Source organism: Paracoccus sp. (in: a-proteobacteria), assembly GCF_030536915.1.
Taxonomy (GTDB): domain Bacteria; phylum Pseudomonadota; class Alphaproteobacteria; order Rhodobacterales; family Rhodobacteraceae; genus Paracoccus.
Window position 1 is genome coordinate 1 of record NZ_JAUNPC010000054.1, and the last position, 17,916, is coordinate 17,916.

Here is a 17,916-nt window from a genome sequence, read left to right on the forward strand (position 1 = left end):
GGCGGCACCGGCATGGGCTATCTGGCCCATACCATCGCGGTCGAGGAGATCGCGCGGGCCAGCGCCTCGGTCAGCCTGTCCTATGGCGCGCATTCGAACCTCTGCGTGAACCAGTTGAAGCTGAACGGGTCCGAGGAGCAGAAGCGGAAATACCTGCCGAAGCTCTGTTCCGGCGAGCATGTCGGCGCTTTGGCCATGTCCGAGGAAGGCGCGGGGTCCGACGTGGTCGGCATGAAGCTGCGCGCGGACAAGCGCAACGGCTACTACGTCCTGAACGGGTCCAAATACTGGATCACCAACGGCCCCGACGCCGATGTGCTGGTGGTCTATGCCAAGACCGACCCCGAGGCCGGGTCGAAGGGCATGACCGCCTTCATCGTGGAAAAGGGCACCCGCGGCTTCACCCAGGGTCCGCATTTCGACAAGCTGGGGATGCGCGGGTCCAACACCGGGGAACTGATCTTCGAGGATGCCGAGATTCCCTTTGAAAACGTGCTGGGGGCCGAGGGCAAGGGCGTGCGCGTCCTGATGTCGGGCCTCGACTATGAACGGCTGGTGCTGTCGGGCATCGGCACCGGCATCATGGCCGCCGCGCTGGACGAGGTCATGCCCTATGTGCGTGAACGCAAGCAGTTCGGCCAGCCCATCGGAAACTTCCAGCTGATGCAGGGCAAGATCGCCGACATGTATGTCGCGCTGAACACAGCCCGCGCCTATGTCTACGAGGTCGCGCGGGCCTGCGACTCGGGCAAGGTGACGCGGCAGGACGCGGCGGGGGCGGTGCTTTACGCCAGCGAGCAGGCGATGGTGCAGGCGCATCAGGCCGTGCAGGCGCTGGGCGGCGCGGGGTTCCTCAACGATTCGACCGTCAGCCGCCTGTTCCGCGACGCCAAGCTGATGGAGATCGGGGCGGGGACATCCGAGATCCGCCGCATGCTGATCGGCCGCGAGCTGATGGCGCTGGAATGATCCGGGTCCTTGCCTTGGCGCTGCTGTCCGCGCTGCCCGCCTCGGCGCAGCAGTATGATCCGGCGCTGATCCCGGCCTGCCTCGGCGCCGCGCCGGACCAGACTGCGCGCCGGGCCTGCATCGGCCTTGCCTCGCAGGCCTGCATGAACGCAGCCGGAGGCGAGACGACCGCCGGGATGCACGGCTGCCTGTCGCCCGAGATCGCCCAATGGGACGAGATGCTGAACGCCGCCTATGCCGGGTTGCGGCAGTCCTCGGACAGTCGGGCGACCGCGCTGCGCGACGCCCAGCGCGCCTGGATCGCCTTCGTGGACGCCGCCTGCGCCTATGAGGCGAGCGCCTACGAGGGCGGCTCACTTGCAGGCGTAGTCGGCGGGACGTGCCGGATGCAGCGCACCGCCGAGCGCGCCCTGGAACTGCGCGGCTATGTGGAGGAGGAGGGACGGTGATCCGCTGGCAGATCACGCAGGCGGGCAGGCGGCCCGCGCCTCTGCTCTGCGCCGTTCTTGTGGCGCTGTCATGCGGGGTGGTCGCCCCTGCCATGGCCATGCCCGCCGATCAGGCCAAGGTGGATGCCGGGGCGATGGACGCCTGCGTTGCGGCGGCTGCCGACGTGGCAGCGGCGGGTGCCTGCATCGTCAGCCAGCAGGCGGCCTGCGTGGCGCGGCTGAAAGAGATCTACAAGGACGTCGGCCCGGTAGACGGGCGTGGCCCCTGCCTCGGCGCCGAAGGCGACTATTGGGATGGGCGGCTGAACGACGGCTACACCCGCCTGATGGCGGCCGCGGAGGGTGATGGCGCCGATTCCCTGCGTCAGGCCGAGCGCGCCTGGATCGCCTTCCGCGATGCGCTTTGCGCCTATGAGGCGCTGGTCCTTGCGGACCGGCCCGAGGACAACCTGGCCGGAGCGGCCTGTCTGGTGCGTGAAACCGCGGCGCAATCCCTGCGGATCGACGGCTATCTGGCAGAGCGGATCCGATGAACCCGGCGCTCGACAGCACCGATTACAACCGGCTCCGCCGCGAGTTCCGCTGGAACTGGCCTGCACGGCTGAACATGGCGGATCAGGCCGTCACCGACTGGGCGAGGGCCAAGCCTGGGCGGACGGCGATCATCGAATATGACGGCAAGCCCCGCGCCGTCACCTATGCCGAGCTTGACGCCCGCGCCGACCGTCTGGCCCATGCGCTGGGTGCCACTCGTGGCGACCGCATCGGCGTCCTGCGCACCCAGTCCGCCTGGACCGCCGCCGCCCATGCCGCGGTCTGGAAATCCGGCGCGATCTCGGTTCCGCTGTTCAAGCTGTTCGGGGACGAGGCGCTGCGCCTGCGCCTGACCGATGCCGGGATCAGGACGGTCATCACCGACCCCGAGGGTCGCGCGATTCTCGCCCCGTTCGGCCTCAACGTGATCGTCCCCGAGGAGGACGAGCTGCCCGACGCCGGCCCGTTCCCCACAGCCGATACCGGCCCGGAAGACCCGGCGGTGATGATCTACACCTCGGGCACCACCGGCAGCCCCAAGGGCGCGCTGCACGGCCACCGGATGCTGACCGGCCACCTGCCGGGGGTGGACATGAGCCACGACCTGCTGGACCCCGGCCGCGATGTGCTGTGGACGCCCGCCGACTGGGCCTGGATCGGCGGGCTTTTCGACGTCGCCATGCCGGGCCTTGCGCTGGGTGTCCCGGTCGTGGCCGCGCGCCTGCCCAAGTTCGACACTGACACCTGCGCGGCGCTGATCCGCGACTGCGGCGTGACCGCCACCTTCCTGCCGCCGACCGCGCTGCGGATGCTGAAGGCGGCCGAGGCGTCTGTGCCGGGCCTGCGCTCCGTCGCCTCGGGCGGCGAGACGCTGGGGCCCGAGATGCTCGACTGGGGCCGCCGCGCCTTCGGCCTGACGATCAACGAGTTCTACGGCCAGACCGAATGCAACATGGTGGCGTCCTCGGCCTCATCCATGTTCCCCGCGCGGCCGGGTTTCATCGGCAAGGCGGTGCCCGGCTTCGACGTGCAGGTGATCGACGAACACGGCCAGCCCACGCAGGGTGAGGGCGACATCGCCATCCGCCGGGGCGCCGGGTCGATGATGCTGGGCTACTGGAACCGCCCCGAGGCCACGGCCGAGAAGTTCCGCGGCGACTGGCTTGTCACGGGCGACCGCGGCGTGATCGAGGACGGCTATATCCGCTTCGTCGGCCGCGACGACGACGTGATCACATCCGCAGGCTACCGCATCGGGCCGTCGGAAATCGAGGACGTCCTCATCAAGCATCCCGCCGTCGCCGCTGCCGGGGTGATCGGCAAGCCCGACCCGCTGCGGACGGAAATCGTCGTGGCCTATGTCGTGCTGCGGCCAGGCTTCGCGCCCTCGGACGCTTTGGCGAGGGAGTTGCAGGACCACGCCCGCACCCATTGCGCCGCGCACAGCTATCCGCGCGAGGTGGCCTTCCTCGACGCGCTGCCCATGACCGTGACCGGAAAGGTCATGCGGCGCGAGCTGCGCAAGCTGGCGGAGGGCACATGACCTCTGCCAGCCTGCGCGAGCCCCTGTCAGAACTTGAAGACGTAGGCGGCCTGCACGGCGAAGGGGTCGATCTCGACCTCGCCGATCTTCTCGCCGTTCAGCTTCACGTCGGCATCGATGTCGATCCAGCGGACGGTCGCGCGGATGGCCGACCGGTCGTTCAGCCACCAGTCGGCGCCCGCCTGCAGCGCGAGGCCCCAGCTATGCTCGATGTCCAGGTCGTTGCCGTCCAGCGCGCCAGTCGTCGATTCATCCCAGAAGCTGGTGTAGTTCAGGCCGACCCCGGCATAGGGCTTGAACGCCGAGCCGGTATCCCAGTGATAGTTGACGCTCAGCGTCGGCGGCAGGTGCTTGACCGAGCCGACCTTGCCCAGCCCGTCGATATCGATGTCATGCTTGAAGGGCGTGGCAGCCAGCAGCTCGATGCCGATGTTGTCGCGCAGGAAGTATTCCACCGTCAGCGTCGGACGCAGGTCGTTGCCGACCTCGACGTCAAGGTTCCCGGCGACGGTGCCGTTGTCGTCCTTGGGCATGACGCTGCCCAGGCCCAGGCCGATGGTCCAGTCGCCCGCCTGCTGGGCAAGGGCCGGCATCGCCAGCGCGGCGACAAGGGCGGCAAGGCTGATCGTTTTCATCGCTGTTCTCCCGTTCGATCCCATGCCGCTGCCCTGCGCCCGATCACGGGACCGTCACATGATCCAGATCAAACCCCCGGCCGCGCGTGCGTCCCTGCGACACCGCGCCGCACCCCTTTGCAGGAGCATCCGGCATGAAACTGAAATCGGCGGCCCTGACCTCGTCCGACGCCTTCCGCACCAACCGGCAGGCACATCTTGCCATGCTGGATGGGGTCCGGCAGGCGGCTGATGCCGCAGCCCAGGGCGGCGGCGCGGATGCGCTGGCCCGCCACACCTCGCGCGGCAAGATGCCGCCGCGGGAACGGGTGGCGAACCTGCTCGACCCCGGCTCGCCCTTCCTTGAGATCGGCGCGACCGCCGCGCATGAGATGTATGACGGCGCGGCCCCCGGCGCGGGCGTGATCGCGGGCGTGGGCCGGGTGCATGGCCAGGACGTGATGGTCGTCGCCAACGACGCCACCGTGAAGGGCGGCACCTACTATCCCATGACGGTCAAGAAGCACCTCCGTGCACAGGAGATCGCGGAACAGTGCCATCTGCCCTGCGTCTATCTGGTCGATTCGGGCGGCGCGAACCTGCCCAACCAGGATGAGGTCTTCCCCGACCGCGACCATTTCGGCCGCATCTTCTACAACCAGGCGCAGATGTCGGCCCGCGGCATCCCCCAGATCGCCGTGGTCATGGGAAGCTGCACCGCGGGCGGCGCCTATGTCCCCGCCATGTCCGACGTGACCATCATCGTCCGCGATCAAGGCACGATCTTCCTGGCCGGCCCCCCCTTGGTGAAGGCCGCGACCGGAGAGGTCGTCAGCGCCGAGGACCTGGGCGGCGGCGACGTCCACACGCGCCTGTCGGGCGTGGCCGACTACCTCGCCGAGGATGACGCCCACGCGCTGGCGCTCGCCCGACGCGCCGTCAGCCACCTGAACCGCCGCCTGCCGCAGACGGTCGTCTGGCAGTCGCCGGAAGCGCCGCTCTACGATCCCGAGGAGATCCTCGGCGTCGTCCCCGCCGATCTGCGGACGCCTTACGACATCCGTGAGGTCATCGCCCGCACCGTGGACGGAAGCCGCTTCGACGAGTTCAAGCCGCGCTTCGGCGAGACGCTGGTCACCGGCTTCGCCCATATCGAGGGCTGCCCGGTCGGCATCATCGCCAACAACGGCGTGATCTTCTCCGAGGCCGCCCAGAAGGGCGCACATTTCATCGAACTGTGCAGCCAGCGGTCGATCCCGTTGATCTTCCTGCAGAACGTCACCGGCTTCATGGTCGGCCGGAAATATGAAAACGAGGGCATTGCCCGCCACGGCGCCAAGATGGTGACGGCCGTGGCGACGACCGCGGTCCCCAAGATCACCATGCTGGTCGGCGGCTCCTTCGGCGCGGGCAACTACGGCATGGCAGGCCGCGCCTATTCCCCGCGTTTTCTCTGGACCTGGCCCAACTCGCGCATCAGCGTCATGGGCGGCGAGCAGGCGGCCGGGGTGCTGGCCACCGTCCGCCGCGAGGGGATCGAGCGCAAGGGCGGCACTTGGAGCGCCGAGGAAGAAGCCGAGTTCAAGCGCCCCACCATCGAGATGTTCGACCGCCAGTCCCACCCTCTCTATGCCTCCGCCCGCCTCTGGGACGACGGCATCGTGGACCCGCGCAAGACCCGCGACGTGCTGTCGCTGTCCTTGCGCGCCAGCCTCAACGCGCCCATCGAGCCGACCCGCTTCGGCGTGTTCAGGATGTAACGATGCAAAGCATCCCGGATCTTTCTTCTTTGCACAAATATCCCGCGGGGGTCCGGGGGCGCGAAGCCCCCGGTGCAGCGCGGCAACACAGGGCACCCGCATGTTCAGCAAGATCCTGATCGCCAACCGGGGCGAGATCGCCTGCCGCGTCATCGACACCTGCCGCAAGCTCGGCGTCGGCACGGTCGCGGTCTATTCCGACGCCGACCGGGGCGCGCGCCATGTCTCGATGGCCGACGAGGCCGTGCATATCGGCGGCCCCGCACCCAAGGACAGCTACCTGCGCGGCGACGCCATCATCCGGGCTGCGTTGGACACCGGCGCGCAGGCGATCCACCCAGGCTATGGCTTCCTGTCGGAGAACCCGGATTTCGTGGATGCGGTGACGGCCGCCGGGCTGGTCTTCATCGGCCCTTCGGCTGATGCGATCCGCGCCATGGGCCTCAAGGATGCGGCCAAGGCGCTGATGGAACAGGCGGGCGTGCCGGTCGTCCCCGGCTACCACGGCGAGAACCAGGATCCGACGTTCCTCGCGGAAGCTGCCGACCGCATAGGCTATCCCGTCCTCATCAAGGCCGTCGCGGGCGGCGGCGGCAAGGGAATGCGGAAGGTCGATGCACCCGCGGATTTCGCCGCCGCTCTCGCATCCGCGCAGGGCGAGGCGCAGACCGCCTTCGGCAACCCCGCCGTCCTGATCGAGAAATACATCACCGCCCCGCGGCACATCGAGGTGCAGGTCTTCGGCGACGGCAAGAACGCCGTCCACCTGTTCGAACGCGACTGTTCGCTGCAGCGCCGCCACCAGAAGGTGATCGAGGAAGCCCCGGCCCCCGGCATGACCGATGAGGTCCGCGCCGCGATGGGCGCCGCCGCCGTCCGCGCCGCCGAGGCCATCGGCTATGCCGGCGCCGGCACCATCGAGTTCATCGTGGACGGAAGCCGCGGTCTGCGCCCCGACGGCTTCTGGTTCATGGAGATGAACACCCGCCTGCAGGTCGAGCATCCCGTCACCGAGGCCATCACCGGCGTCGATCTGGTGGAATGGCAGTTGCGCGTGGCAAGCGGCGAGCCGCTGCCCAATCGCCGAGAGGCGTTGTTCTTCGCCGGCCACGCTTTCGAGGCGCGGCTTTATGCCGAGGACGTTCCCGCGGGCTTCCTGCCAGCGACCGGCAAGCTGGCGCATCTGAAGTTTGCAGATGACGCCCGCAACGAAACCGGCGTGCGGCAGGGCGACACGATCAGCCCTTGGTATGATCCGATGATTGCCAAGGTTGTCACCTGGGGAACAACTCGCGCCATCGCGCTGAGCAAGCTGGAAGCGGCGCTGGTCGATACCGAGGTCGCGGGAACCGTCACCAACATCGACTTCCTGATTGCCCTGACCCGGCACGAAGGCTTCCGCAAGGGCGAGGTGGACACCGGACTTATCGCCCGCGATCTCGACCAGCTTCTGGATCAGGCCGAGCCGTCGCCCGAAACCCGCGCACTCGCCGCGCTTGGCGTGGCGGGCCTGCACGACCCCGAAGTGCGCGGCGGCGTCACCCTCTGGGCACCGCTCAGGCGCACCGTGACCTGGGAAGGCGGCGAAGGCATGGTCGAGGTGCTCGGCCCCGGCGCGGCCCGGGTGACGCTGGACGGAACCGCGCATGATGTCCTCTGGCAAGGCGAACGCTGGTGGGTGAACGGCGCGCCCCGCCGGTCCCGCATCGTCACGCATCCGGCGGGCGTCAGCGTCTTCGGCGGCCGCAGCCTGACGCTGATGCCGCAGGACCCGCTGGACCGGCAGACCGAGGCGGCAGGCGGTGGCCTCACGCTCTCGCCCATGCCGGGGCTGGTCAAGACGGTCTTCGTCAGCGCGGGACAGAAGGTCGCGGCCGGCGACCGGCTGGCGGTGCTGGAGGCGATGAAGATGGAACACACGCTGACCGCCGCCCGCGACGGCACCGTGGCCGAGGTGCTGGCCGCCGCCGGCGACCAGGTCGAGGCCGGCGCCCCCCTGATCCGGCTGGAGGACGAGGATGCCTGAGACCCCGCCCGAACCCACGCCCACCGACGCCGCGCCACCTGCCTCGGGCGGCCCGGTCAAGCAGGACAGCGGAGAGATCGTCCTCTGGCACGTGCCGCTGTCGCGGTCCATGCGCGTCCTGTGGCTGCTGAACGAGCTTGAACTGCCCTTCGCCCTGCGCGTCATGGACCTCCGCTCCAAGGACATGCGCGGGGCCGAATACGAGGCGATCCACCCGGTCGGCCGCGCTCCCGCGCTGCAGATCGACGGCTTCGTGATCCATGAATCCGGCGCGATGGTGGAATACCTCTGCGAGACGCGCGGCCCGCATCTGGGACGTGCGCCGGGTGAGGAGGGGCGGCTCGGCTGGCTCGACTGGCTGCATTTCGCGGAAACCATCGGCCAGCACATCGCGAACCTGACGCAAAGTCACCTGATGCTGCGCGATCCCTCGACGCGATCTCTCACGGTGATGAAGCTGGAAACCGCGCGGCTGACCCGCACGCTGCGCCTGGTGGAACAGACGGTCGAGGGGCAGGACTGGCTGATGGCCGGGGGCTTCTCGGGCGTCGATTGCGCCGTCGGCTGGTCGGTCTGGACCGCCCGCCGCTTCGTGCCCCTGTCGCCTGCCTTGCAGGCCTATGCCGACCGCTGCGCCGAACGGCCCGCCTTCCAGCGCGCCTTGCCGAAGGACGGCGAGGTTGTGCTTTACGACCGCGACTTCTACGAGTTGCCCGATGCCTGAATCCGTCGAGATCTTCGAAATGGGCCCGCGGGACGGGCTGCAGAACGAAAAGCGCCTGATCCCCGCGGGCGACAAGATCGCGCTGGTGGACCTGCTGTCCCGCGCAGGCTTCCGCCGGATCGAGGTGACAAGCTTCGTCAGCCCCAGATGGGTCCCGCAGATGGCCGACGCCGCCGAGGTGCTGGCCGGGATCACGCGCCAGCCGGGGGTCGCCTATGCCGCGCTGACCCCGAACCTCAAGGGCTACCAAGGGGCCCGGGCCGCCCGCGCGGACATGGTGGCGATCTTCGCCAGCGCCTCGGAAGGCTTCTCGAAGGCGAACCTCAACTGCAGCATCGCCGAAAGCCTGGAACGCTTTGCCCCGGTGGCCGAGGCCGCCCGCGCCGACGGCATCCCCCTGCGCGGCTATGTCAGCGTGGCGACCGACTGCCCCTTCGACGGCCCGACCCCGCCCGGCAATGTCGCGCGGGTGGTGGCGGCGCTGCGCGATCTCGGCTGCCACGAGGTCGTGCCCAGCGACACGCTGGGCCGCGCCACGCCCGAGGCGGTGGACGCGATGCTGCGGGCCGTTCTGGACGAACTGCCGCCCGGGCGGCTTGCGGGCCATTATCACGACACGGCCGGCCGGGCGCTGCAGAACATCGACGCGAGCCTTGCCCGCGGATTGCGGGTCTTCGACGCGGCCGTGGGGGGGCTTGGCGGTTGCCCTTATGCGCCGGGCGCGGCGGGGAACGTCGCGACCGAGAAGGTGGCCGCGCATCTGGCGGCGCGGGGCTTCGAGACGGGCCTCGACATGGATGTGCTGCGGCAGGCCGCGGCGATGGCGCAGGGGATGCGCGGGTAAGGACGGGACGTGCAGATACATTCGCGGGCACAGACAACAGGCGCCGTAGGGTGCGTGCTCTGCACGCACCGCCCAAGAGGCCGCGACAAACGGGAGACAGGAATGGACACGATCCGCATCGACACGGACGCCCGCGGCGTCGCCACCCTGTGGCTCGCGCGGCCCGACAAGCACAACGCGCTTTCGGCGCAGATGATCGCCGAACTGACGCAGGCTGCAGAACGGCTTGGCGCTGACCCCTCGATCCGCGTGGTCGTCCTTGCCGCCGAGGGGAAAAGCTTCTGCGCCGGCGGCGACCTTGGCTGGATGCAGGACCAGATGGCCGCCGATGCGGCAACCCGGCGGCAGGGCGCGGCGGAACTGGCGCTGATGCTGAATGCGCTGAACGAACTGCCCAAGCCCCTGATCGGTCGTGTCCACGGCAACGCCTTTGGCGGCGGCGTCGGCATGATGTCGGTCTGCGACGTGGCGGTGGGCGCGCGCACGGCCAGGTTCGGTCTGACGGAAACGAAGCTCGGCCTGATCCCCGCAACCATCGGCCCCTATGTCGTCGCGCGGATGGGCGAGGACAAGGCCCGCCGCGTCTTCATGTCCGGCCGCATCTTCGACGCAGCCGAGGCCGAGGCGCTGAACCTGCTCGCCTATGCCGTGGACCCCGAGGACCTTGACGCCGCCATCGAGGACGAGGTGGCGCCCTACCTGCAGACCGCGCCCAAGGCGGTGGCCGCCGCCAAGCGCCTGACCCGCGCGCTGGGCCCGCGGATCGACCGCGGGATCATCGACATGTCCGTGGACGCGCTGATCGCCGTGTGGGAGGACGACGAGGCCCCCCATGGCATCGAGGCCTTCTTCGCCAAGCGCAAGCCGCGCTGGCAGGCCTAGTCGCGCAGCCCCAGGTCCGCGACGATCGCCCGGCGCGAGCCCGAGGCGAATTCGCGCCGCAGCGTGATGCTGGTCACCACCATCGTGCCCAGCATCAACCCCCAGGCGCCCGCCAGCCAGCCGACGGCGCCGAGGGCGAAATAGACCGCCCGCAGCCCGATGTTGAAGTTGCGCGCCGCTTGGATGTTGACCTGCGCGGCGGCCATGGCGCGGGCTTCGGTTTCCGGCAGGTCGGGGTCGTTCGGGACGGCGGCCATCATGATCGCGCAATAGCCGAACAGCCGGTGCGCCCAGACGAACTTGAGAAATGCGTTCGCCACGAACAGCAGCACCAGCAGTATTTTCAGCCGCCACAGCATCTCGGGGATCTCGCCCGCGTCCAGGTCGCGGGCGATCCCGGCCAGGGGATCGGTGTTCCCGATCAGGGCCAGCCCGCCGCCGATGGCGATCATGCAGGCCGAGGCGAAGAAGGACGTGCCTTCGCGCAGGCTTGTCAGGATGTTCCCGTCGAAGATGCGTGAATCGCGGGCGACCAGTTGGCGCATCCAGTCGCGGCGATAGGTCGTCATCAGGACCGAGACGGAGGGAAGCCGCGCGGGCGGATGCTCGATCACCCGCGCCAGGCCGAACCAGGCGACCGCCAGCAGGACCAGCGCCAGAAGGTCAAGGGGCGTCAGGGTCAGGGGCAGGTGGATCACGGGTGTTCCTCGGATCGGTTGGGTGAACGATAGGCCGGGCCTGCGGCGGTTGCCAGCGCGTCGGTCGGTGACTATCTGGGCAAGGACAGGAAAGAGGAACAGGATGGCCGCCCCGTATGCGATCCATGGCGATTTTCCCGGTGACACCCGCCGCATCGGCCCGTCGAGGATGACCGGGGGCTTCGAAGGGGAAAAGCGGGCCAATGCGTGGCGGGCGGCTCTGGCTGACGATGCGGGGACCGGCGCTTGCAAGCCCCGCGCGATGCTCAAGGACGAAGCCGCCTGCTTCGTCGCAGGAGGTTGAATCATGCGAATGCCCATCCCGGACGCTGGCGTGATCGCCCGCCGCGAGGCGATCGTCACCCGGTTGCGCGCGGTCATCGGCGCGGGCACCGTCATCGACGACCCTGTCGAGGCGCGGGCCTATGAATGCGACGCGCTGTCCGCCTACCGCTGCCCGCCCTTGGCCGTGGCCCTGCCCACCACGACCGAGGAGGTCGCCGCCATCCTGCGCGTCTGCCATGAGGAGCGCGTCCCGGTCGTCCCGCGCGGCGCGGGCACCAGCCTTGCGGGCGGCTCGATGCCCACGGCCGACGCGGTGGTTCTGGGCCTTGCCCGGATGAACGCGGTTCTCGAGGTCGATTACGGCGACCGGCTGATCCGGGTGCAGGCGGGACGGACGAACCTGTCCGTGTCCACCTTCGTGGACGAGGCCGGGTTCTTCTATGCGCCCGATCCCTCCAGCCAGCTGGCCTGCGCCATCGGCGGCAACATCGGCATGAACTCGGGCGGGGCGCATTGCCTGAAATACGGGGTCACGACCAACAACCTGCTGGGCGTGACGATGGTGATGATGGACGGCAGCATCGTGGAACTGGGCGGGCCGATGGGCGAAGGCGCGGGCCTCGACCTGCTGGGCGTCGTCTGTGGGGCCGAGGGCCAGCTTGGCGTCGTGACCGAGGCCACGCTGCGCATTCTGCCCAAGCCCGCCGGCGCACGGCCCGTGCTGATCGGCTTCGATGCCTCGGAAACTGCCGGCGCCTGCGTCGCGGCGATCATCCGTGCGGGCATCCTGCCGGTTGCCATCGAGTTCATGGACCGCCCCTGCATTGTGGCCACCGAGAACTTCGCCCGTCCCGGCTATCCCGACTGCGAGGCCCTGCTGATCGTCGAGGTCGAGGGCACGCCCCCCGAGATCGACGAGCAACTGGCTCTGATCCGCGAGATTGCGGAGCGTTTTCACCCCGTCGAGTTCCGCGAAAGCAGGTCCGAGGATGAATCCCGCCGCATCTGGCTGGGCCGCAAGTCGGCCTTTGGCGCGATGGGGCAGATGGGCGACTACATGTGCCTGGACGGGACGATCCCCGTCTCGGCCCTGCCCAGGGTGCTGCGCGGCATCGCCGAGATGTCCGAGGCGGCGGGCCTGCCGGTCGCCAACGTCTTCCACGCGGGCGACGGCAACATGCACCCCCTGATCATCTTCGACGCCAACCGCCCCGGCGACCTCGAGCGGGTCGAGGCCCTCGGCGCCGACATCCTGCGCCTCTGCGTCGAGGTCGGCGGCTGCCTGACCGGCGAACATGGCGTGGGTGTCGAAAAGCGCGACCTGATGACCGCGCAGTTCACCGATGCCGACATGGAGGCGCAGATGCGCGTCAAGGACGCCTTCGACCCCCGCTGGCTGCTGAACGCGGCCAAGGTCTTCCCGCTGGAAGTGTCCGAATCCCGTCGAGAGGCCCGCCGCAATGCGGCCTGAAGCCGAAGCAGAACTGGCCGGGATGATCCGCGCCGCCCGCAGTCCGCTGTCCATCGTCGGCGGCGGCACCCGCCTGCTGCCGGGCGAGGGGCAGGGGACGCGGCTTTCGACCGCCGCGCTGACCGGCATCACGCTCTATGAACCCGCCGCCCTGACGCTGGTCGCCCGCGCCGGAACTCCCCTGGCGGAAATCGAGGCGCTGCTGGCCTCGGAACGCCAGCGCCTTTCCTTTGAGCCGCCGCCTGCCGAGGGCTCGACCATCGGCGGCGTCATCGCGGCGAACGCGAGCGGCCCGCGGCGGGTCAAGGACGGCGCGGCGCGGGACAGCCTGCTGGGCGTCCGCTTCGTTGATGGCAGCGGCGAGATTGTCAGCAATGGCGGCCGGGTGATGAAGAACGTCACCGGCTACGACCTTGTGAAGCTGATGGCCGGCAGCCGCGGCACCCTTGGCGTCCTGACCGAGGTCAGCCTCAAGACCCAGCCGATCCCGCCCGCAAGCCTGACGCTGGCCCTGCCCGGTCTGGACGCCGCTGCGGCAATCCCCCCGCTCACCGCTGCGCTGACCGGCCCCTGGGACGTGACCGGCGCCGCCTGGCTGCCGGATCACGGCGCGCTGATCCGCATCGAAGGCCTCGAAGGCTCGGTCAGGCTGCGCGCCGACACCCTCACCGCCCGCCTTTCCGCCTTCGGCGAGGTCCAGCGCCGCGAGGACGACCCTTGGCTTCTTCTTTGCCCAAATATCCTGGGGGGCGAGGGGGCAAAGCCCCCAACCGAAATCTGGCGCATCGCCTGCCGCCCTTCGCAGGTTGCTTCGATCCTGACCATCAACCCCGATGCCACGCCTCTGGCACTCGACTGGGGCGGTTCGCTGATCGTCCTGTCCCTTCCCCCGAACACCCGTCCCGCGCTGCCGCAAGGCGCCCGCGCCCTCTGCCTGCAGGGCGCGCATCGCGGCCCGCTGCCCCCACCCGATCCCGTTACCCGGCGGATCGAGGACGGGTTGCGCGAACGCTTCGACCCGCGCGGGATCTTCGCCGCACCCGAACTGACGGTGGCCTGAGATGCAGACGAACTTCACCCCTGAACAGTTGGCTGACCCCGGCATCGCCACCGCCAACAAGATCCTGCGGACCTGCGTCCATTGCGGCTTCTGCACGGCGACCTGCCCGACCTATCAGGTGCTGGGCGACGAACTCGACAGCCCGCGCGGGCGCATCTATCTCATCAAGGACATGCTGGAATCCGGCCGTCCGGCGGATGAAAAGACCACGCTGCACCTCGACCGCTGCCTGTCCTGCCTCGCCTGCATGACGACCTGCCCCTCGGGCGTGGACTACATGCACCTGATCGACCATGCGCGGGTCCATGTCGAAAAGACCTATCGCCGCCCGTGGCGCGACCGGGCGCTACGCTCGGTTCTGGCCTGGGTGCTTCCCTATCCCGGCCGCTTCCGCATGGCGCTGGTGGGCGCGAAGCTGGCAAAGCCTTTCGCGCGGCTGATGCCCGACCGCCGGTTGCGCGCGATGCTCGAGATGGCGCCGCCCCGCATCGTCGGCCCCACCCACGACGACAGGGGCGCGACCTACGCCCCCATCGGCCCGAAACGCGCGCGAGTCGCCATCCTGACCGGCTGCGCCCAGAAGGCGCTGAATGCCGACATCAACGACGCCACCATCCGCCTGCTGCGCCGCGCGGGCTGCGAGGTCGTGATCCCGCGCGATCTCGGCTGCTGCGGCGCGCTGACCCATCACATGGGCCGCGACGATCAGGCGCGGGAAACCGCCCGCGGCACGATCCGCGCCTTCCTTGCCGCCGACGCCGAGGCGCCGCTGGACGCGATCATCGTCAACACCTCTGGCTGCGGCACAGTGGTCAAGGACTACGGCCACCTCTTCGCCCATGCCCCCGACCGGGCGGGGGCCGAACGCGTGGCGAGCCTCGCCCGCGACGTCACCGAGTTCCTCGACAGCCACGACCTGCCGCCTGTCACGCAGCCGCTGAACCTGCGTGTCGCCTATCACGCCGCCTGTTCGCTGCAGCACGGCCAGCGCATCGTCGCCGCGCCCAAGACGCTGCTGGGGCAGGCGGGCGCAACGGTCGTGACCCCGGCGGATTCGCACCTGTGCTGCGGCTCGGCGGGCACCTACAATCTACTGCAGCCGGAACTCTCCGCCGCCCTGCGCGACCGCAAGGTCCGCACGATCGAGGCCACCGGTCCGCAGGTGATCGCCGCGGGCAACATCGGCTGCATGATGCAGATCGGGCAGGGCACCGGCATCCCCATCGTCCACACCGTCGAGCTGCTCGACTGGGCGACCGGCGGCCCGCGTCCCGCCGCGCTGACCGAACTGGAGCATGCCGCATGACCATCCCGCCGCTGCTGGGCACGCTGGAAACGGCGCTCTATGCCGACGACCTTGATGCGGCGCGGATGTTCTGGACCGAGATCATGGGGCTGGAGGAGATCGTGAGCGTCCCCGGCCGCCATGTCTTCTTCCGCACCGCCGACCAGCCGCACCCGCAGGTGCTGCTGGTCTTCAACCCCGATGCGACCGAGATGCCGCCCAAGCCCGGCGCCGACCAGCCCGTGCCCCCGCATGGGGCGCGCGGCCCCGGCCACGCCTGCCTTGCCGTCGCCCCCGAGGCGCTGGACGGCTGGCGCGCGCATCTGGAAAACCACGGCATCGGGATCGAGGCGGATTTCCTGTGGCCGAACGGCCGCCGGTCCCTTTATTTCCGCGACCCGGCGGGCAATTCCATCGAGCTTGCGGACCCCGCGATCTGGGCCCCGAAGGGCGTGTCCTCGACCTGAACGACCCCTTGACAGGGGCGGAGCCGCTTACCAGATTCAGTGTAGCCGGAGGGCCAGATGGCGCCGGCGAACCGCCTGCCCGGTTTCCGGGGGGCACAACCGTTCACATCGCTGAAAAGGATGCGACCCATGCGTAGCACTATGGACCTGACCCCGCTGTATCGTGCGTCGATCGGCTTTGACCGCATCGCCGACCTGATGGATCGCGCGCTTGCCGCCGACATCACCACGCCCACCTATCCTCCGTACAACATCGAGAAGACGGGCGAGAACGCCTACCGCATCTCGATCGCCGTCGCGGGCTTTTCCGCGGACGACCTGTCGGTCGAGATGAAGGAAGGCGCCGTCATCGTTTCCGCCCGCAAGGCCGAGGAAGACGAGGGCAAGACCTTCCTGCACCGCGGCATCGCGACCCGCGCCTTCGAGCGCAAGTTCGCGCTGGCCGACCATGTCCGCGTGACGGGCGCGAGCCACGTCGACGGCATGCTGCACATCGAACTGGTGCGCGAGGTGCCCGAGGCGCTGAAGCCGCGCAAGATCGAGATCTCGAAATCGGCCGGCACGACGCTGGAAGCCGAAGAGGTCAAGAAGCTGGACGCCTGATTCCATCAGGCAAGGCATCGGGGGGCGGTGCGGGGAAACCCGCGCGCCCCTTTTTCATGTCAATCCCGCCGCAACCCGACGCGGCGTCCCGCCTGCCGAGGCAGCGGCAGGTCCGAATGGGCCGCCACCGCTTCCGCGATCCGCGCCAGCACCTCGGGCGGAAAGGGGGCAACACGGCGGGTGGTCAGGTCGACATGCAGGATCAGGTTCTCGCTGATGGCGGCGGGCTCGTCCTCTCCGACCCGGCGCATGGTCTGGATATAGTGCAGGCGCTTCGTGTCGTGCGCGATCAGCCTTGTTTCCACGGTCACGCGGTCGCCCGCGTGAAGCTCGCGCAGATAGTGCACCTGCGCCTGCGCGGTGAAGACCGAGGACCCCGTGGCCGCCGCGACCTCTGCCCCTAGTCCTAATGGCACCAGCGCCGCATCCACCGCGCGGTCGAACAGCAGGTGGTAATAGGCCATGTTCAGGTGGCCGTTGTAGTCGGTCCAGTCCGGCTCGACCTGCATGGCTGGGCTGATGAAGGGGATGGTCAAGCTTTCCTCCGCTGAGGTGGGGCACTCGAAAGGTGCGTGGTTTCCACGCACCGTTTTGTCGCGCGGGGGCATGGTGCGTGTAGAGCACGCACCCTACAGCCGCCGTCTTGCGCGCAGCGCCGCGCTGATGGTGCCGTCGTCAAGGTAATCCAGTTCTCCCCCGATGGGCACGCCCTGCGCCAAGCCGGTGACGGTGACGCCGGTGCCTTCCAGCGCCTCGGCGATATAGTGCGCCGTTGTCTGGCCCTCGACCGTAGCGTTGAGCGCAAGGATCACCTCGGAGATGGCTTCCTCGCCCACCCGCCCGATCAGGCGGGGGATGCCGAGTTGGTCCGGCCCCACCTCGTCCAGCGCCGACAGCGTTCCGCCGAGGACGTGATAGCGCCCCCGGAAGGCGCGGCCGCGTTCCAGCGCCCAAAGGTCGGCCACGTCCTCGACCACGCAAAGCTCGCCGTTGGCGCGCCTGGGGTCGGCGCAGATGGGGCAAAGGTCGGATTCGCCGATGTTGCCGCAGCGGGTGCATTCGCGGGACTGCTCGGCCACCGTCGCCATCAGTTGCGCCAATTGCGCCATCTGGCCGGTGCGCCGCCGGATCAGCGCCAGCACGACGCGGCGGGCCGAGCGCGGGCCAAGGCCAGGCAGACGCGCGATCTGGGCGATCAGCGCCTGGATGTCGTCGCTGCCCTCGGCCACGTCAGAAGGGCAGCTTCATGCCCGGCGGCAGGCCCATGTCGCCCGCAAGCCGCTGTCCCTCGGACTGCGCCCGCGCCATGGCCTTTTCCTGCGCGTCCTTGATCGCGGCGAGGATCAGGTCCTCGACCACCTGCTTTTCCGACGGCACGAAGATGGACGGGTCGATCTCCAGCCCCTTCAGCTCGCCCTTGGCATTGGCCGTGACGCGGACAAGGCCCGCGCCCGCCTCTCCGGTGACGGTCAGGGCTTCCAGCGTCTTCTGGAACTCCTCGACTTTGCCCTGCATGTCGCGGGCCGCGGCCATCATCTTGCCCAGGTCGCCGATCCCTCCGAAGGGGTTCTTCATCGTCTCACTCCTCGTCCTCGAAGGGGTCCCATTCCTCGACCGCCGCGACCGCCCCTTGCGAGGTGCCGTGCAGGTCTTCCGTCTCGTCATCCACCGGCGGCGGCGTCTCGTCGCGGATCGCCTTGAA

19 protein-coding genes are annotated in these 17,916 nt (G+C 69.2%); 14 read left to right on the forward strand and 5 right to left on the reverse strand.

Translation table 11 applies throughout. The features are described from left to right. The 4 genes from Q4F04_RS10135 to Q4F04_RS10150 all read left to right on the forward strand — a co-directional run. The coding region (locus Q4F04_RS10135; RefSeq protein WP_303369710.1) for an acyl-CoA dehydrogenase family protein at nucleotides 1-969 on the forward strand (969 nt) is incomplete at its 5' end. Beyond that, nucleotides 966-1,418 (forward strand): lysozyme inhibitor LprI family protein, encoded by a 453-nt coding sequence (locus Q4F04_RS10140; RefSeq protein WP_303369711.1) that lies wholly within the window; start codon nucleotides 966-968, stop codon nucleotides 1,416-1,418. The genes Q4F04_RS10135 and Q4F04_RS10140, both read left to right, overlap by 4 nt. Then, entirely contained in the window at nucleotides 1,415-1,951 is a 537-nt protein-coding gene (locus Q4F04_RS10145) for a lysozyme inhibitor LprI family protein (RefSeq protein WP_303369712.1), read from the forward strand. Before Q4F04_RS10140 ends, Q4F04_RS10145 begins: the two co-directional genes overlap by 4 nt. Next, nucleotides 1,948-3,495 carry an AMP-binding protein gene (locus Q4F04_RS10150; RefSeq protein WP_303369713.1) on the forward strand — a complete coding sequence of 516 codons (1,548 nt, stop codon included), beginning with the start codon at nucleotides 1,948-1,950 and terminating at the stop codon, nucleotides 3,493-3,495. Before Q4F04_RS10145 ends, Q4F04_RS10150 begins: the two co-directional genes overlap by 4 nt. A gap of 26 nt (nucleotides 3,496-3,521) precedes the next feature. Here the strand turns inward: Q4F04_RS10150 and Q4F04_RS10155 are convergent, their stop codons facing one another. Continuing rightward, the gene (locus Q4F04_RS10155; RefSeq protein WP_303369714.1) at nucleotides 3,522-4,130 is read right to left on the reverse strand and encodes an OmpW family protein; all 609 of its coding nucleotides are present in this window, start codon (nucleotides 4,128-4,130) and stop codon (nucleotides 3,522-3,524) included. 134 nt (nucleotides 4,131-4,264) lie between these two features. On the opposite strand from Q4F04_RS10155, the gene Q4F04_RS10160 reads away from it, so the two are divergent. The 5 genes from Q4F04_RS10160 to Q4F04_RS10180 all read left to right on the forward strand — a co-directional run bounded on the left by Q4F04_RS10160 (nucleotide 4,265) and on the right by Q4F04_RS10180 (nucleotide 10,345). Continuing rightward, nucleotides 4,265-5,869 (forward strand): carboxyl transferase domain-containing protein, encoded by a 1,605-nt coding sequence (locus Q4F04_RS10160; RefSeq protein WP_303369715.1) that lies wholly within the window; start codon nucleotides 4,265-4,267, stop codon nucleotides 5,867-5,869. A 100-nt stretch (nucleotides 5,870-5,969) separates the two neighbouring features. Beyond that, nucleotides 5,970-7,895 carry a biotin carboxylase N-terminal domain-containing protein gene (locus tag Q4F04_RS10165; RefSeq protein ID WP_303369716.1) on the forward strand — a complete coding sequence of 642 codons (1,926 nt, stop codon included), beginning with the start codon at nucleotides 5,970-5,972 and terminating at the stop codon, nucleotides 7,893-7,895. Next, nucleotides 7,888-8,619, forward strand: a complete 732-nt coding sequence (locus Q4F04_RS10170) for a glutathione S-transferase family protein (RefSeq protein WP_303369717.1) — start codon at nucleotides 7,888-7,890, stop codon at nucleotides 8,617-8,619. The genes Q4F04_RS10165 and Q4F04_RS10170 overlap by 8 nt, the downstream gene beginning before the upstream one ends. After that, entirely contained in the window at nucleotides 8,612-9,463 is an 852-nt protein-coding gene (locus Q4F04_RS10175; RefSeq protein WP_303369718.1) for a hydroxymethylglutaryl-CoA lyase, read from the forward strand. The genes Q4F04_RS10170 and Q4F04_RS10175 overlap by 8 nt, the downstream gene beginning before the upstream one ends. A gap of 102 nt (nucleotides 9,464-9,565) precedes the next feature. Continuing rightward, nucleotides 9,566-10,345: a crotonase/enoyl-CoA hydratase family protein gene (locus Q4F04_RS10180; RefSeq protein WP_303369719.1), complete on the forward strand. Its 780-nt coding sequence runs from the start codon at nucleotides 9,566-9,568 to the stop codon at nucleotides 10,343-10,345. On the opposite strand, the gene Q4F04_RS10185 is transcribed toward Q4F04_RS10180, so the two are convergent. Continuing rightward, on the reverse strand, nucleotides 10,342-11,043 hold the full coding sequence (locus Q4F04_RS10185; RefSeq protein ID WP_303369720.1) for a DUF599 domain-containing protein: 702 nt from the start codon (nucleotides 11,041-11,043) through the stop codon (nucleotides 10,342-10,344). The two genes, Q4F04_RS10180 and Q4F04_RS10185, sit on opposite strands and share 4 nt — an antisense overlap. Before the next feature lie 307 nt (nucleotides 11,044-11,350). Between Q4F04_RS10185 and Q4F04_RS10190 the strand changes: the two genes are divergently transcribed. From Q4F04_RS10190 to Q4F04_RS10210, 5 genes are all read left to right on the forward strand, one after another. Continuing rightward, the gene (locus Q4F04_RS10190) at nucleotides 11,351-12,799 is read left to right on the forward strand and encodes an FAD-linked oxidase C-terminal domain-containing protein (RefSeq protein ID WP_303369721.1); all 1,449 of its coding nucleotides are present in this window, start codon (nucleotides 11,351-11,353) and stop codon (nucleotides 12,797-12,799) included. Then, entirely contained in the window at nucleotides 12,789-13,859 is a 1,071-nt protein-coding gene (locus Q4F04_RS10195; RefSeq protein ID WP_303369722.1) for an FAD-binding protein, read from the forward strand. The genes Q4F04_RS10190 and Q4F04_RS10195 overlap by 11 nt, the downstream gene beginning before the upstream one ends. 1 nt (nucleotide 13,860) lies before the next feature. Then, the gene (gene glcF, locus Q4F04_RS10200; protein WP_303369723.1) at nucleotides 13,861-15,165 is read left to right on the forward strand and encodes a glycolate oxidase subunit GlcF; all 1,305 of its coding nucleotides are present in this window, start codon (nucleotides 13,861-13,863) and stop codon (nucleotides 15,163-15,165) included. Next, nucleotides 15,162-15,611: a VOC family protein gene (locus Q4F04_RS10205; protein WP_303369724.1), complete on the forward strand. Its 450-nt coding sequence runs from the start codon at nucleotides 15,162-15,164 to the stop codon at nucleotides 15,609-15,611. Before glcF ends, Q4F04_RS10205 begins: the two co-directional genes overlap by 4 nt. Nucleotides 15,612-15,740: 129 nt before the next feature. Then, complete coding sequence (locus Q4F04_RS10210) at nucleotides 15,741-16,214, forward strand: Hsp20 family protein (RefSeq protein WP_303369725.1); 474 nt, start codon at nucleotides 15,741-15,743, stop codon at nucleotides 16,212-16,214. Nucleotides 16,215-16,273: 59 nt separating this feature from the next. Here the strand turns inward: Q4F04_RS10210 and Q4F04_RS10215 are convergent, their stop codons facing one another. From Q4F04_RS10215 to Q4F04_RS10225, 3 genes are all read right to left on the reverse strand, one after another. Continuing rightward, entirely contained in the window at nucleotides 16,274-16,750 is a 477-nt protein-coding gene (locus Q4F04_RS10215; protein ID WP_303369726.1) for a thioesterase family protein, read from the reverse strand. Between the two features lie 93 nt (nucleotides 16,751-16,843). Continuing rightward, a complete protein-coding gene (recR, locus tag Q4F04_RS10220; RefSeq protein WP_303369727.1) occupies nucleotides 16,844-17,443 on the reverse strand; it encodes a recombination mediator RecR in 600 nt (199 codons plus the stop codon). Between the two features lies 1 nt (nucleotide 17,444). Then, nucleotides 17,445-17,789 (reverse strand): YbaB/EbfC family nucleoid-associated protein, encoded by a 345-nt coding sequence (locus tag Q4F04_RS10225; RefSeq protein ID WP_303369728.1) that lies wholly within the window; start codon nucleotides 17,787-17,789, stop codon nucleotides 17,445-17,447. Between the last annotated feature and the right edge of the window lie 127 nt (nucleotides 17,790-17,916).